We start from the raw sequence: 14,822 nt of genomic DNA on the forward strand, positions 1-14,822 counted from the left end.
ATATAGAGTTTTGGTTAAAAACAGTCTTGTAAAACAGTGAACCCTGAGTTTAAAAGCGTAATTGTAACCATTGGGCATATTTAAGCCATTAACAGATACTCATGCGCAATTACATGATTCAATAAAAGAGTGTTGATTTGAGCGGAAATTTTCATCATAAGACGACAAAGCACAGACTTTGGCAGCTATGACAAAAATTGTAGAAAAGATAAATCTGCGTTTAAACCAAATCCGGAGGGGGAGAATGAACCAATTTTGTTGAAGCAGGAACGAATTCCTGATATGTGTAGATCTTTAACGGGAGGTCCTCAACCCAAAAGTAAGCAATTGTGTGGGTATTGAATTGAGTATAATCTTTAGTGAGATTCTTAAAGAAATTAAGTGCTTTTTTACCTGGGCTTGTTGGCTCATCACTCACATGTTTCTTTACCTGTTGTAATAAACTGAACACGTTTTCACGGCTTGCATTTTCTTTGGTGCAATACGTGTAGAGCGTATCATTAGAAAATTTACGCTGAGTAGTACGGAAAAAATCACCTTTGTAGATAACCAGACCATCTGCTGCTTCTGATTCGTCCCAACCAGCCAGATAAGGAATTGCCATTGGTACTTTTATCACTAGTTCTTCCCCTTTTTCCTCAAAAAATATATTAGACTGTACGGTACGTTGTTCCTGCCATTTGTCCATCATTAAGACAAATGTAGAGCCAAGTATATTACAGATTAGTAATATCAGGAGTGATATGGAAGCGACTCGTTTCAGTAGTAGTTTTGGTTCACACAACAAACTAAGCAAATAAATTGAAATTTTCCAACAAGTTTTTACATTTTATTGATTTTAGGTAAATGAATATTTTTCTTAATTGCCAGGGTTCGAATACCAAAAATAGCCAATACTGTGATTATATCAATTATTTCGGCAGAGATATTTAGTTGTTGGAGTGCAAAAAATAAACTCCCCCCGATGATGCAAACCGTGGCATACAATTGACCAGTCCGGAAAAGCGCAGGGATTTCGTTTAATAAAATATCTCTTATCACACCGCCAAAGCAGGCAGTGATAGTTCCTAAAATAATGCACGACGGAACATTGAGTTGTACGGCGATGCCCTCTTGAATTCCTCTGAGCGCAAAAAAACCAAGCCCGAGAGAATCAAAGAAAGTAAGGGCTTTATCTAAGTGATCTATTTTGGCTCTGAAAAGAACGGTAACTGCAGTTGCTGCGATTATCAGCAGGATAATTGAAGAATCCAGAATCCATCTGACAGGCAGATGCCCTATCAGCATATCACGAACAGTGCCTCCGCCAACTGAGGTAACAAAGGCAATCACCAGGAGCCCGAAGATATCTAGATCTTTGCGCATAGCTGCCAAAGTACCTGATGCAGCAAAGGCAATTGTTCCGCCAATATTAATAAAGGTAAAAAATTCCATAGGTTTTCTTAATTTTGCGGTAAAATTAGCTAGAAAAACGTCAACCTAACGTTTTCTGTTAAAATAGCTACATGCGCATAGATCAAGATACAGTTCAACAGATTATTCAAGCCGCCGATATAGTAGAAGTGGTGGACGATTATGTTTCTCTCAAAAAGCGGGGAGCAAACATGATAGCCTGTTGCCCTTTTCATAATGAAAAAACACCTTCGTTCTCTGTTTCACCGTCAAAAGGAATCTATAAGTGCTTTGGTTGCGGGAAAGCCGGAGACTCTGTGAGGTTTGTAATGGATATTGAGGGTTTAGGTTATCCTGAGGCGCTTAAACATTTAGCGAAGAAATATGGCATAGAAATACAGGAAAAGGAATATACAAGTGAGGAGCAGCAAACCCAGAATGAAAAAGAAAGTACATACATAGTTCTTGACTTTGCGAATAAATATTATCAGGATCAACTCTGGAAAACACCTGAAGGCGAAAGTATAGGACAGAGTTATTTTAAAGAACGCGGATTTAACCACCAGACTATCCGCAAGTTTGATTTGGGTTATAGTCCTGACGGATGGGATACTTTTACCAAACATGCTTTAAAAAGTGGTTTCTCGCTCGATATTCTCGAAAAGGCAGGTCTAACCATTATTAAAGAAGGCAAAGACCCCATAGACCGTTTCAGAGGACGAGTGATTTTCCCTATACACAACGTAGCTGGAAAAGCCATTGCCTTTGGAGCGCGGATTCTGAAAAAAGATCCTAATTCACCTAAATACCTTAACTCTCCTGAAACAGCAGTTTACCACAAGAGTTTTATTGTCTATGGTATTGCTCAGGCTAAGAATCCCATTCGTCAGGAAGAAAATTGTTATCTGGTAGAAGGTTATACTGACGTGGTTTCGCTCAACCAGGCAGGTATTGAAAATGTAGTGGCCTCATCGGGAACTTCTCTTACTAAGGAACAAATTCAGCTAATCAGAAGATTTACTGATAATGTAACGGTCTTATATGATGGTGATGCAGCGGGTATTAAAGCCTCTTTGCGTGGGATTGACATTATTTTAGAGGAAGGGTTAAATGTAAAGGCTGTTGTATTTCCTGATGGTGATGACCCTGATAGTTTTGTGCAAAAGGTAGGAAGTCAGGCATTTAAGGATTATGTTAAGAATACGCAGAAAGACTTCATTCGCTTCAAAACCGAAATCTCTCTTAAAGATGTCGGCAATGATCCTATCAAACGTGCCGAGTTAATTAAAGATCTGGTTGAAACCATTTCTAAAATCCCCGATTCTATCAAGCGCTCGGTATTCTATAAAGAAGTAGCCTCTTTATTGAGTATTGATGAACATATACTGATTACCGAGGGGAATAAAATCTTTCAGAGAAAAGCACACGATTCTGAAAAAGAAAGACAAAGACAAAACCGAAACCAATCCATTGCTGATGTTAATATTCCGGTTGAAGCCTTTATTCCTGCTGATTATGAGTATCAGGAGCTTGTTGAGGTAAAGCCCGTAAAGGAAAGAAGTATTTTATCTTACCATGAAGAGGAATGCGTGCGGCTTTTGGTTTGTTATGGCAGTAATATTTTAGATAGAAATGTAATTGAGAATATAGACTTCACGCTTACCGATTATATTTTTAACGAGATAAAAGATATGGAGTTTGAAACACCATCATATGGCAAAATACTCAATATCTGTCGGGAATTTCATCAAAGAGGACAAATACCTGAAACTTTGTATTTCACTAGTCATCAAGATAATGAAATACAGACGCAAACAATTAATTGGCTTTCGTCACCTTATATATTAAGTGAAAACTGGGAAAAACATGAAATTTACGTTCCTGTTGAAGCTGACAAATTAGCCGACATGGCTTATACAAATATTTTAAGATTGAAAAAAAGTCGGGTTGAATCTGAAATGAAAAAATTAGATACTGAATTGGGAGAAGCCGAATCATTCGAGGTACAGGAGCAAATCATAATAAAAATGATGCAACTCAAAGATACTGTTAAAAAATTAGCTCAACTCTTAGGTACGGTTGTACAAGGATAAACTCATTCACACAATAAAGAAAATGATAAAAGATATAGATTTTACACCCGAATTTGAATTTGCCACCTCCAGAAGTGGAGGACCCGGTGGACAAAATGTAAACAAAGTAGAAACCAAAGTAGAATTACGATTTAATATTCAGACCTCTGCCCTATTATCTGACGTACAAAAACAGCGATTGTTTGAAAAACTACAGAATCAGATAGTTCAGGATACTGTATTGGTAATAACAGCACAGGAAAAACGCAGCCAGTTGCAGAATAAGGAATTAGCCATTAAGAAATTTTACAAAACTTTAGAAAAGGCATTGCATGAGAGAAAAAAAAGGGTAGCCACTAAACCAAGTGGAGAAGCGGTAGAGAAAAGATTAAAATCTAAGAAGATTGAATCGGAGAAAAAGGCAACCAGAAAACAGAAGATAGAATATTAATTAACCGTAGAATAAAAAAAAGCGTATAGAGATACACGAGTTGGATTAAATATTTATTAACTGCTAATATCTTAGCATAAGAATCGTTTTCTTTGCAGGAAATATATCCAACAGCCGAATGAAAAGAATACTCGTCTACTTATTCATCCCACTTTTTCTAAGTTCATGCGACTGGTTTAATAAGCCTGACCCCGATCCACACCCTACAGTACTTCCAGAATACGAAACTAATCCAACCATAGCCACAATCTCCTCTAATGTAGCCAATGAAGCTTCAGGCGTTTGCGATAGCCGTAGTATGCCAGGTAATGTATGGGTTGAAGAAGATGGAGATAACCCGAATAATATCTATTTATTCTCTCATCAGGGGCAATACAAGGGTTCGATAAAAATGCCGTTTCCTAACCGGGATTGGGAAGATATATCGATAGGCCCGGGGCCGGAAGATGGAAAAAACTACTTGTATCTGGCCGAAATTGGTGATAATGCTGCCGTATATGACAATAAGTATTATATCTATCGTTTTCTTGAGCCACAGTCGTTAAATCAATCAGTTACAGGCTTTGATCGTATTTCCTTTCAATATCCTGACGGAAGCCGTGATGCTGAATGTATCCTGATTGACCCTGCTACGAAAGATATTTATATCGTTACCAAGCGGGAATTTAATGTGCGTTTGTATCGGCTTAAATACCCTCAATCAGTTTCTGAAATGCAAACTGCCGAGTTTTTACAGAATTTGCCTTATTTGGCCGTCACCAGTGGTGGTATTTCGCCTGACGGAAAAGAAATTGTCATTCGTAATTATGAAGTATTGTACTATTGGTATCGCAAAGATGGAGAATCCATTCCTCAGACACTTGCCAGAGACAGAGATAAACTGCTACCGTATGTAAAAGAATCTCAAGGTGAGGGTTTCTGCTTTGATAAAGATGGTAAAGGCTATTTTACCAATAGTGAGAAACCTGATGGGCAAACAACGCCGTCTTATTTATACTATTTTGCTAAAAAGAAATAATTAACTGCAATTCATAAATAAACTCTTATCAGATTTCTCTGATAAGGGTTTATTATTTGATTCAGTATTAAATATTCCTACAAAATATACTGGCTCAAATCTTTATTCTTCACCAGATTAGATAAACGTTCATTTACCATGTCTTTAGTAATAATAATCTGGGCATTGGCTCCTATTACATCCGGCACATCAAACATGATTTCGTTCAATAAATGACTCATGACCGTTTGTAAGCGTCTGGCACCTATGTTTTCTACTTCGCTATTGGCATGAAAGGCGATACGAGCAATTTCTCTGAGCGCCTCTGTGTCAAAACTTAAAGTTACGCCCTCTGCTTCCAGCATAGCTTCGTATTGCTTAGTCAATGCATTTTTAGGAGCTTTCAGAATCTGATAAAAATTCTCTTCTGTCAGGCTCTCTAATTCTACTCTGATTGGGAAACGTCCTTGTAATTCTGGAATCAGATCAGATGGTTTGGCTACATGAAAAGCACCCGCAGCTATAAAAAGGATATGGTCTGTTTTTACTGAACCATGTTTGGTATTTACGGTACTACCTTCAACAATGGGCAATAAGTCACGTTGCACCCCCTCACGGCTCACATCAGGCCCACCCGATTTACCACTTGATGAAGCAATCTTATCTATCTCGTCAATAAAAATTATCCCTAAATTTTCAGCTTTCCAGATGGCTTCTTCTTTTACCTCATCCATATCTATCAATTTAGCCGCTTCTTCTTCCAATAAGAGTTTTCTGGCTTCGGCAATGCTTACTTTGCGCTTTTTGCCTTTTTTAGGCAGCATCCCTCCTATCATTTCCTGAATGTTCATCATCGACACATCATCGATAGGGCCACCCATTACACCAATCGAAGGTGAACCATTACTTTGCACATCAATTTCTACCTTCCTATGATCAAGCTCTCCATTCTTTAATTTTTCCCTGAAAGCCTCACGTGTTTTCTCATTGAGCAAATTCTCGGTATAGTCTTCTATTTCCTCTTTTTTAGTTTCAACCTTGAACCCAAATTCTTTTTTATCCTTTACCGGAGGAATCAGAATATCCAATAGTGTATCCTCAACTGTTTCCAGAGCTTTAGCTTTTACTTCTTCTTTTTTGGCTGATCTAACCATATTTACCGATTGTTCTACCAAATCTCTTACCATACTTTCACAATCACGACCTACGTAGCCTACCTCTGTAAATTTTGAAGCCTCTACCTTAGTAAAAGGCGCTTCTGCGATTTTTGCCAGTCTACGGGCTATTTCTGTTTTACCTACACCCGTAGTACCTATCATTAATATATTATTCGGAATAATTTCTGATTGCATTTCCGGATTGGCATTCATTCTTCGCCAACGGTTTCTTAGTGCAATAGCTACATTTCTTTTCGCCTCTTTCTGACCAATAATGTATTTGTCAAGTTCTTGTACGATTTGTTGCGGGGTAAGATTCTCTATTATTTTCGCCATTAAAATAAACTTATATTAAAGTGTTTATTATTTGTTACCAACAGTCTGTTCGCAAATTTAGTTTTCATTCGTTCTAAAACAAAAATGCGAGCCTATTTTTATGATTAATGGGTGATAAAGGTTATAAAAGATTTTTCACTGGCTTTTATAATTATTAATTACGTTTTTTTAAATTGCTTTGTATTCTAATCTATCAATGTATGAGAGGCTTTGCTGCGCACAAAAGAAAGTTTCAAATCCTGCTGTTTGTTATAATTGCAGGTTTTCTTATTCCTCAAACATTCCGGATTCCTGTCAAAGGTGCCACGAAATCGAGCTTTAATCAGGAATCTTATTGGTATTATCCCTGGGGCAAATCAGGTACGCATAAGGGGGTAGATATTTTTGCCGATAAAGGAATCGCTGTTAATTCTGCCACCAAAGGTCTCGTTATTTATAAAGGTCAATTAGGCAGAGGTGGCAAAGTAGTAATGGTTTTAGGTCCTAAATGGCGTGTGCATTATTATGCCCATTTAGACACCATTACAACAAAATTTTTCTCTTATGTAAATGGGCAGGATATAATTGGTACGGTAGGCGATACAGGCAATGCAAAGGGCAAGATACCCCACCTTCATTATTCTATCACAACCCTTTTCCCGTATTTCTGGCAAATAGATAATTCTAAACAGGGTTGGAAGAAAATGTTTTACCTGAATCCTATTACTTATCTTAATCAAGCCCTCTCCTGAAATAGCCAATAACTCTAAAAGTATCATGTTTGTCTACAAAAAATATTAATGTGCACTTAAAATAGTAAGATAAATATTTAAATTCAATAGCCTGTCGTTAGTAGAAGCGAGTATTAACAGTGCTCGCTTTTATTTTTATGTTTAGGAGGCTTTCGGCTATAAACAAAACAATATTTTTCATGTAAATCTTACAAATTTTACCAAGCAAACAGTTTTTTTTGTAAGTTTGAACTAAATATAAAGCATATAAAATAAGCTTTGAAAATAGTAAAGTCTCGGTCAGATTTTACATACTTTAATCTAATTTTCACTATTCAACTCTTCAATAATGCAAAACAAAAAGACAACGAACAGAAGGGATTTTATCAAAAGCGGCGCTGTTGCTGCTAGTGGATTCTTTATTGTACCTCGTCATGTATTAGGTAAAGGTTTTCTTGCCCCTAGCGACAAACTGAATATTGCTGCTATTGGCGGCGGTGGTAAAGGTGGATCAGACATTAATAACGCCTACAATAACGGTGTAAATAATGTAGTAGCGCTTTGCGATGTAGACTTTGCTCGTTGCAAAGGTACCGCAACTAACCCGGGTAGTCTTGACAGATTCCCTAACGCGAAACGCTACAATGATTTCAGAGTAATGCTTGATGAAATGAAAGGAGATATTGATGCAGTTACTATCTCTACTCCCGACCATCAACACGCAGTAGCAGCTATGGATGCTATGTCAAGAGGCAAACACGTGTATGTGCAAAAACCATTGACACACGATATTTACGAAGCCCGTAAACTAACTGAAGGTGCCAGAAAATACAAAGTAGTAACTCAAATGGGTAACCAGGGTGCTTCTAATCCAACCCAAAAAGTAATGATGGAGTGGTTGGATAAAGGTACTATCGGAACTGTAAGTGATGTACATATCTGGACTAATCGCCCGGTATGGCCACAAGGTAATCCTGCTCCAACTGATAAACCTGCCTTGATTGAGTCGATGACTCCAAAAGACTGGGATTTGTGGGTAGGTACTGCTTCATGGGTTGATTATCACCCATTATATCACCCATTTAAATGGAGAGGTTGGTGGAACTTTGGAACAGGTGCTTTAGGCGACATGGGGTGTCACTTGATTGACCCTGCTTTCAGAGTATTAGGTCTTGGTTACCCAACTGAAATCGAATGTAGTGTTGGACAGGTATTCCTGAAAGACTGGCAACCAGAATATAATCCGGAAGGATGTCCGCCATCTTCAAGCGTTCAGATTAAATTCCCTGCTACCAAACGCAATAACGCCCCTGTTACTATGTACTGGACAGACGGTGGTATCCGTCCGTTCCACCCAGAGTGGATTCCGGCTAACGAGCCATTAGCAGAAGCCGATAGCAGCAATGGTGTATTGATGATTGGTACGAAAGGTGTAATGACTTGCGGTACTTATGGTAATACGCCTAAAATTTATCTGAAAAACGGAGAGAAAATAGACATTATGCCAAAAGCTGACCCGAACGTGAAACCTCTTCCAGAGCATGGACACCAGGCATCTTGGGCTGAGGCGTGTAAAGCAGGTTTCAACAGCAAAGAGCACAAAGCACTTTCATCCTCTTTCGATTATTCAGGGCCATTGACTGAAACTGTATTGATGGGTAATCTGGCTATCCGTAGCTATAACCTGCGTAAGTCAAATGGTAAAAATGGTTTCAACTACGATGGACGTAAAAAACTATTGTGGGATGGTACTAACATGAAGATTACTAACTTCGATGAGGCCAACCAATTTGTACAACGTCAATACCGTGAAGGTTGGAAATTGGTGTAAGAATCATTCTTATGCATATAAGACCAAAAATCCTGTCTTTTGCCAGACAGGATTTTTAGTTTCTATTAGAGTTGAGCCATCAATTCAAAATCTTTTATTTTAGCCAGATATAAATAATTCAGTAATACGGCATTTGTATTAACAATTAAGCGATGAGCCTCTACAAAAGGCAGAATATGTGTCGTAATTTTTTCAAACTCATAATCAGTACCCATTTCTTTTTCGTTGAGTTCTGCTATTTCGTCAGCGCTCATATACAATTCACAATAGTATAAATAAATCGCTTCATCGCTTGTGCCAGTACTAGGAAAAAGTCTTTTCTGTGGTGTCACATCAATCAGTTGTTCAGCAGTAATCGTTAAACCCGTTTCTTCCTTTACCTCCATTATGGCAATTTCTAAAGGTGTTTTAGTGCCATCAACCATACCTGCCGGATGCTCATAAGTAAATGCACCCTCTGAAATTCTTCTTTGCTTTACTAATAACAGGTGTTTTTCTTGTGTTTCTTTATCAATCAGACAAGTAAGTACTGATACGACCTCCCCTTTTAAAAAACATATTGGCGGTATTTTATCTCCCTCGGGAGTTTCAGCATCCAGCATCAGGAGTGAAAAAAGTATTTCTCCGTTGTAGCGGTATCTAGTATAATGCTGGTCTATCTGGTTGATTTTAAGTCCATTTTCTACTAAATTTCTTTTCCAAAGTTTAAATTTGTGGGCGTCTTCGAGTTTCTCCTGGATCATGAAATATTTTCTGATTTTTCTGCAAAAATACATAATGAAGTTCAGGATTGTTCCTTTCCGCTAAAAATCTGTTGATTTAGCTCACTCAGAACACTCCAATTTTTATAGCAACTTTATACTCTTTCATTGATAACAAATGTCCTGTTGAAAGAGGAAAAAACAGTCTGATTATTTCAGAAACCTACTCAAACACTTTGAAAACAAAATCCAAAACCGGAAATTTAGGGATGCCTGGTCGGCGACTCCCAGTCTTGAATTACAATTCACAACTGGCCGTCTGCATAACAACTATTGAAAAGGTGACCAATATGGGGGGAACCTTTTTGAATGAGGACGGTTACAATAGTTGAGATTCCCGACCTACAAGAGATTAGTTGGCATCTATAAATTAAAAATGTTAAACGAGTTCAGTACATGAATCAAAACATAGGAAAGTACATCATCTTCATTGGGGGTATCTTAATTTTAATCGGCATCGTCATTTATTTTTTTGCCGACAAACTACACTGGTTTGGTCGACTCCCGGGCGATATACTTTATGAAAAAGGCAATACACGTATCTATTTTCCCGTTGTTACGATGATATTACTTAGCCTACTGCTTAATCTCATTATTTACCTCATTAAGAAATTTTTCTAGATAATGCTGTGCAACCAATTTTCATTGGGGTGCGTCTGTATTTGTAAACCGATAAGAAGATTTTAGCGCTTAAGATGAAAAAACTCTACATATACCTGTTGCTGGTAGGCTGTATTTTATCAGCGTGCGATAGTGTGAAGGATCTTCAGCCTACTTTTAATCCGGGTGAGGCAGTTCCGCAGGCAGCAGTAAATGCCATTAAACAAGAGTTTCCGGAAGCTACGCAGATAAAATTCTCCACACTTGAAAAAGATAAGCTATGGGAGTCTAATTTCCAGTTTAAGGTTGACCGTATGTCTGCCATAGTCAATAATATAGGAAAAATTACCGAGACTTATAAGGTAACCAACGGCATACAATTGCCTGATAATGCCAAGACCTATATCAATACCAATTTCCCGGGTTCAACAATCAAGAATATCTGTCAGCAAGTAGCCCCTAATACTGGTGCTATTATAGGTTATAAAGTAATTGTAACCCTAACGGATGGCAAAGATATAGCAGTAATTTTTGATGGCACCGGAACATTAATTATGGTGGCATCAAACGACAGACCCGGGCCGGGCGGTGGACCTAATGGCATGGGTGGCCCACCTAAAATCTATTTCATTGAGCAAAAAGATTTACCTGAGGTTATCAAGGCCTATTTATTAGAGAAGCATCAGAATTACACCTTTGTGAAAGCTGCGGTATCAATTCAGGGTGGAAACAAACTTTATTCGGTGGTCATTACCAAAGACCTGACCACCTTTGAATACCTGTTCGATGAAAAAGGAAATATATTAAGGTCAGGTACATTGGGGCTTCTCGTGCCTGTGTATAAGTTAGATTACAGACCTTTATCGTTCCCGGACTTACCTCAGAAAATCAAAGATGTTTTGAGTGCGAACTTCGCAGAGTGGTCCTATGAAAATGGCATTACATTTTCACAGAACGGAGTTCTACAAGGCTATTATATTCTAATCACTTCTCAGAAAAAACAATTCGCCGTACAGTTTGATTCAAACGGAGAAAACGGGCGTGGCTCTCAGGTATGCGGCGCGCCAGGGGCATCCAGCGGCAAATATGAGATAAAAACCATTCAACCCAAAGATTTACCTGAAACGATTACTACGTTCCTGTCTAATCGTTATAAGGAGTTTATTTATATACAGACCTCTCTTATTACCGATAAAGACAAGAAAATCTATTGGGTAGCTATTGTGAAAGACAATTTCGTTATCAACTATTCTTTTGACGATAAAGGTAAAGTACTGGGTGCCTTTGAGAATCCGTTGAAATTCAGTAGTGGCAAGCTTGTAGCGAAATACATGCAGGATAATGACATTCCGAGTAAAATAAGAGCGTATTTCAATACTTATTATCCAGGTTGGGTATTTAAGGCTGGTCTGATGCACTATGTAGACAGTCAGTTATTTTCATACATAATTGCAATCAAAGTGGGTAATGAAAATTATATTTTAAGCTTTGATGCAAATGGAAATTTTGTGGCAGCAAGAAAGGGTTAATCCCTTACTCGTTGCTATTATTTAGGGCAGATAATGCTAGCCTATTTAAAAAAATCTGTTTGAGTGAATCTTATTTTATTTAAAGAATTTATCTCAACCAGTTTTAAACGTTATTACTAAGAACACCGCAATCCTTTTGAGAATGCCCAATGAAATTGAATTAGTACTTGGATGCCAAAGGAAAGATCCCAGAGCGCAAGCCGCCTTTTATAATCTTTATAAAGGTAGGTTATTGGGTATTTGTCGGCGTTATGCACGTACGGTTATGGAAGCCGAAGATATTTTTCAGGAGGCTTTTATTAAAGTTTTTAATAAAATTCAGGATTTACAAAAACCTGAATCGGTGGAATATTGGGTAAAATCGTTGGTTATCCGGACAGCCATTGACCATTATCGGCAGAATACCAATGAAAGACAGTTTGTCGATTACCATTTGCTGGAAGATACCAGTAATACTGATATAAGTGCCATATCTCAGTTGGGTCATGAAGAAATTGTAGCGGTGATTAACGAGCTCTCAGACGGATACAGAATGGTTGTAAATATGTACCTGATTGATGGCTATGAACACAATGAAATAGCCAAAATTCTAGGAATTTCAGAAGGTACATCAAAATCTCAATTATCAAGGGCTAAAGTACATTTAAGAAAAAAGCTCATAGAAATGGGTGTAACTGTTTAAAAAATAAAACGTAGGTTTGTTCCCGCAGGGAATACAATATGCAGCCAGACGACGAAATAAAGAAAAAACTGTCAGAAATGTTTAAGGACTTTGAATCGGAGCCCAAGGAAGAATCATGGGACAAGATTCTTGCGTCTATGCCACTCTCACAGATGTTTCAGGATTTCGAAGCTGAACCACAGGATGAATCGTGGGAAAAAATCCGTGCAGGTATTGACCTTAGCCAAAAAATGAAGGAGTACGAGCCTGAGCCACAGGAAGACTCATGGGATAAGATTCGTGCAGGTGTTGATCTGGCTCAGAAATTCAAAGATTACGAACCAGAGCCGCAAGCCATTAGCTGGCTGAAAATACAAGAGGCTATTCAGCCTAAAAAACGCCGTCGTGGCATCATCATTCCGCTCTTCTATCGTGTGGGTATAGCTGCAGGACTTGTACTATTGTTGGGTAGTTTATGGTGGTTGTTGAATAGCAAAGAGAATGCAGGCATGACTGCTGTTAATTCTGACAATAAAAAACCTACTACTGCAAGTCAACCGATAAGTACTAAAGCAGGAGATACAGCGAATATGCAAAAAAGACAAACACAAGAAACCCAATCAGCGGAAAAACCTGGTGAAAAGCAGATACCATTATTACAGTCTACTTCTAATGAAAATGTAGTTGCTAATACTACAAATTCCAAAACAGATAAAAGTAACTTATCTAATAAAAACATTAGTATTGGAGATAAGAAAGCCACAAAAGGGCAAAGAAGAGTAGTGAACAATAATCAAGGATCTTTTATAGCGAACAATAAACCTAATCGTAAAAACAACCAGGATTCAGGTGTGAAACCTCCTGTTTCGAATAAAGAAGAAATCACCTCGGAAGCTAATAATGAAAATGAGATACTAGCTAATAATAATTCTGAAAATAATACAGCCGAAGAGTTAAAATTAGAACAATTATCAGGCAAAGAATTTAAACCAAAAGCGATTCGCAAACCTTTTAGTGCCATTGCTTATAATGCAGAACGACCTTATCAGGTAGAAGAACCAGAACAAAGAGTGCATCGGAAGATTAACTTTACTGCTAGTCTGATGCCTTTGCAAACTTATCAGGCGTTTACGATCTTGCCTCAAACGAACACTTATATTCAACAGGTTGGTCGATTGGATGCCATTGATAACCAAAGATTAGGTATTCAAGTGAGAACGGGTGCCATGAAGCCACTGTCAGAGCGCTTTGCTATGGGAATTTCAGGAACTTATACAGGCCTGCAACAATGGGCGAATTATGAGATAAACAGTGGCGACTACGAAGTGCAAACAGCCGATAATGGTTCTTATACTTTGGTAGGTATTGGCGAGCAGGTAGCGCAAAAACAATTCATGCAGACTTTAGGCTTGAAGTTAGATAATGCTTACCTCATTAGCCGGAAAAAAACCAGTGTATATGCCATAGGTGGTGCAGAGGCCGTACATGTGCTTAATAACAAAGACTTTGGTTACTATGTCAATGCTTCTGTAGGTGTGTCTTACCCCATCAAAGGTGGAAAATCACTCTGGATTGAACCTACATTCAGATATAGCCTTTCTCAATCATTCGATGCTAATAATTATCTGAAGATACGCCCTTATAATATCGGGCTTAACCTGCGCATCAATTTCATTTAATAATGAACTGCTAATCTTTGCAATTCTCTTAAAAATCATTTCATTTGCACCATCAATAGATTTAAACGATAACGCAATGAAACTGAGAATTTTTCTGATAATATTACTCTTGTTAGTCTTAGGAATATTTTATTATTTGACAGCCGGATATTATTCAAAAGGAGAAAGAGCCGGGACTATCTCAAAACTCAGTGAGCGTGGATATGTTTTTAAAACATTTGAAGGGGTTCTGAATGAGGGAGGATACTCGGGCGAGACAGGTACACTTACCCCAAGATATTGGGATTTTTCATGTAAGTTAGATTCTGTTACACCTAAGTTGCAAAAAGCTTTAAAAACAGGAGAACGTGTAACGCTAAAATTTCGAGAGAAGTTTTTCCGCTTTCCCTGGAATGGTGATACCAAATATTTTATAGTTGATGTTGAATTCTTAGAACAACCACAGCTACCAACTAATCTGCCACTACCGCAACCACAGCAGCAAGTGGTACCGGCAGATTCAGCCAAATCTGATTCGACATTATAACCCCCACCCCTAAAGGAGAGTTGCTTACGCACTATTTTTTGTGGAACACGAAACAGAAGCGTGTTAGGCAAAGATATTTTAGGAAATAAGAAAATCAGCTAAATGAAAGCGTGCGTAAGC

General features: G+C 38.0%; 14 protein-coding genes. 10 read left to right on the plus strand and 4 right to left on the minus strand.

Going from position 1 to position 14,822, the window contains the following annotated elements:
• Positions 1–220: 220 nt before the first annotated feature.
• Entirely contained in the window at positions 221–691 is a 471-nt protein-coding gene (locus D0T08_RS17275) for a hypothetical protein (protein ID WP_116983924.1), read from the minus strand.
• Positions 692–822: 131 nt separating this feature from the next.
• Positions 823–1,434 (minus strand): trimeric intracellular cation channel family protein, encoded by a 612-nt coding sequence (locus D0T08_RS17280; protein ID WP_116983925.1) that lies wholly within the window; start codon positions 1,432–1,434, stop codon positions 823–825.
• Positions 1,435–1,505: 71 nt separating this feature from the next.
• On the opposite strand from D0T08_RS17280, the gene dnaG reads away from it, so the two are divergent.
• The 3 genes from dnaG (at position 1,506) to D0T08_RS17295 (ending at position 4,933) form a co-directional block, all read left to right on the plus strand.
• A complete protein-coding gene (dnaG, locus tag D0T08_RS17285) occupies positions 1,506–3,485 on the plus strand; it encodes a DNA primase (protein ID WP_116983926.1) in 1,980 nt (659 codons plus the stop codon).
• 22 nt (positions 3,486–3,507) lie between these two features.
• Positions 3,508–3,915: an alternative ribosome rescue aminoacyl-tRNA hydrolase ArfB gene (gene arfB, locus D0T08_RS17290; protein WP_199538183.1), complete on the plus strand. Its 408-nt coding sequence runs from the start codon at positions 3,508–3,510 to the stop codon at positions 3,913–3,915.
• A gap of 118 nt (positions 3,916–4,033) precedes the next feature.
• Positions 4,034–4,933 carry a PE-PGRS family protein gene (locus tag D0T08_RS17295; protein WP_116983927.1) on the plus strand — a complete coding sequence of 300 codons (900 nt, stop codon included), beginning with the start codon at positions 4,034–4,036 and terminating at the stop codon, positions 4,931–4,933.
• 77 nt (positions 4,934–5,010) lie between these two features.
• Here D0T08_RS17295 and hslU read toward each other — a convergent pair whose 3' ends face one another.
• The gene (gene hslU, locus D0T08_RS17300; protein ID WP_116983928.1) at positions 5,011–6,405 is read right to left on the minus strand and encodes an ATP-dependent protease ATPase subunit HslU; all 1,395 of its coding nucleotides are present in this window, start codon (positions 6,403–6,405) and stop codon (positions 5,011–5,013) included.
• A gap of 200 nt (positions 6,406–6,605) precedes the next feature.
• Here hslU and D0T08_RS17305 point away from each other — a divergent pair, with 200 nt between their 5' ends.
• On the plus strand, positions 6,606–7,136 hold the full coding sequence (locus D0T08_RS17305; RefSeq protein ID WP_116983929.1) for a M23 family metallopeptidase: 531 nt from the start codon (positions 6,606–6,608) through the stop codon (positions 7,134–7,136).
• 328 nt (positions 7,137–7,464) lie between these two features.
• A complete protein-coding gene (locus tag D0T08_RS17310; RefSeq protein ID WP_116983930.1) occupies positions 7,465–8,946 on the plus strand; it encodes a Gfo/Idh/MocA family protein in 1,482 nt (493 codons plus the stop codon).
• A 65-nt stretch (positions 8,947–9,011) separates the two neighbouring features.
• Here the strand turns inward: D0T08_RS17310 and D0T08_RS17315 are convergent, their stop codons facing one another.
• Positions 9,012–9,689 carry an NUDIX domain-containing protein gene (locus D0T08_RS17315; protein WP_310586265.1) on the minus strand — a complete coding sequence of 226 codons (678 nt, stop codon included), beginning with the start codon at positions 9,687–9,689 and terminating at the stop codon, positions 9,012–9,014.
• A 414-nt stretch (positions 9,690–10,103) separates the two neighbouring features.
• Between D0T08_RS17315 and D0T08_RS17320 the strand changes: the two genes are divergently transcribed.
• The 5 genes from D0T08_RS17320 to D0T08_RS17340 all read left to right on the plus strand — a co-directional run bounded on the left by D0T08_RS17320 (position 10,104) and on the right by D0T08_RS17340 (position 14,702).
• Positions 10,104–10,328 carry a DUF2905 domain-containing protein gene (locus tag D0T08_RS17320; protein WP_116983931.1) on the plus strand — a complete coding sequence of 75 codons (225 nt, stop codon included), beginning with the start codon at positions 10,104–10,106 and terminating at the stop codon, positions 10,326–10,328.
• 74 nt (positions 10,329–10,402) lie between these two features.
• Positions 10,403–11,836, plus strand: a complete 1,434-nt coding sequence (locus D0T08_RS17325; protein WP_116983932.1) for a PepSY-like domain-containing protein — start codon at positions 10,403–10,405, stop codon at positions 11,834–11,836.
• A gap of 142 nt (positions 11,837–11,978) precedes the next feature.
• Positions 11,979–12,518: an RNA polymerase sigma factor gene (locus D0T08_RS17330; protein WP_116983933.1), complete on the plus strand. Its 540-nt coding sequence runs from the start codon at positions 11,979–11,981 to the stop codon at positions 12,516–12,518.
• Positions 12,519–12,595: 77 nt separating this feature from the next.
• Complete coding sequence (locus D0T08_RS17335; protein WP_147322792.1) at positions 12,596–14,176, plus strand: hypothetical protein; 1,581 nt, start codon at positions 12,596–12,598, stop codon at positions 14,174–14,176.
• Between the two features lie 76 nt (positions 14,177–14,252).
• Entirely contained in the window at positions 14,253–14,702 is a 450-nt protein-coding gene (locus D0T08_RS17340; RefSeq protein ID WP_116983935.1) for a hypothetical protein, read from the plus strand.
• Positions 14,703–14,822 lie beyond the last annotated feature (120 nt).

This window comes from Emticicia sp. C21 (assembly GCF_003418935.1).
Taxonomy (GTDB): domain Bacteria; phylum Bacteroidota; class Bacteroidia; order Cytophagales; family Spirosomataceae; genus Emticicia.

What these genes read in the sequence shown, in the direction of transcription:
- D0T08_RS17275 (WP_116983924.1), bottom strand. Translation starts at nt 691, where the DNA reads ATGATGGACAAATGGCAGGAACAACGTACCGTACAGTCTAATATATTT.
- D0T08_RS17280 (WP_116983925.1), bottom strand. Translation starts at nt 1,434, where the DNA reads ATGGAATTTTTTACCTTTATTAATATTGGCGGAACAATTGCCTTTGCT.
- dnaG (WP_116983926.1), top strand. Translation starts at nt 1,506, where the DNA reads ATGCGCATAGATCAAGATACAGTTCAACAGATTATTCAAGCCGCCGAT.
- arfB (WP_199538183.1), top strand. Translation starts at nt 3,508, where the DNA reads ATGATAAAAGATATAGATTTTACACCCGAATTTGAATTTGCCACCTCC.
- D0T08_RS17295 (WP_116983927.1), top strand. Translation starts at nt 4,034, where the DNA reads ATGAAAAGAATACTCGTCTACTTATTCATCCCACTTTTTCTAAGTTCA.
- hslU (WP_116983928.1), bottom strand. Translation starts at nt 6,405, where the DNA reads ATGGCGAAAATAATAGAGAATCTTACCCCGCAACAAATCGTACAAGAA.
- D0T08_RS17305 (WP_116983929.1), top strand. Translation starts at nt 6,606, where the DNA reads ATGAGAGGCTTTGCTGCGCACAAAAGAAAGTTTCAAATCCTGCTGTTT.
- D0T08_RS17310 (WP_116983930.1), top strand. Translation starts at nt 7,465, where the DNA reads ATGCAAAACAAAAAGACAACGAACAGAAGGGATTTTATCAAAAGCGGC.
- D0T08_RS17315 (WP_310586265.1), bottom strand. Translation starts at nt 9,689, where the DNA reads ATGATCCAGGAGAAACTCGAAGACGCCCACAAATTTAAACTTTGGAAA.
- D0T08_RS17320 (WP_116983931.1), top strand. Translation starts at nt 10,104, where the DNA reads ATGAATCAAAACATAGGAAAGTACATCATCTTCATTGGGGGTATCTTA.
- D0T08_RS17325 (WP_116983932.1), top strand. Translation starts at nt 10,403, where the DNA reads ATGAAAAAACTCTACATATACCTGTTGCTGGTAGGCTGTATTTTATCA.
- D0T08_RS17330 (WP_116983933.1), top strand. Translation starts at nt 11,979, where the DNA reads ATGCCCAATGAAATTGAATTAGTACTTGGATGCCAAAGGAAAGATCCC.
- D0T08_RS17335 (WP_147322792.1), top strand. Translation starts at nt 12,596, where the DNA reads ATGTTTAAGGACTTTGAATCGGAGCCCAAGGAAGAATCATGGGACAAG.
- D0T08_RS17340 (WP_116983935.1), top strand. Translation starts at nt 14,253, where the DNA reads ATGAAACTGAGAATTTTTCTGATAATATTACTCTTGTTAGTCTTAGGA.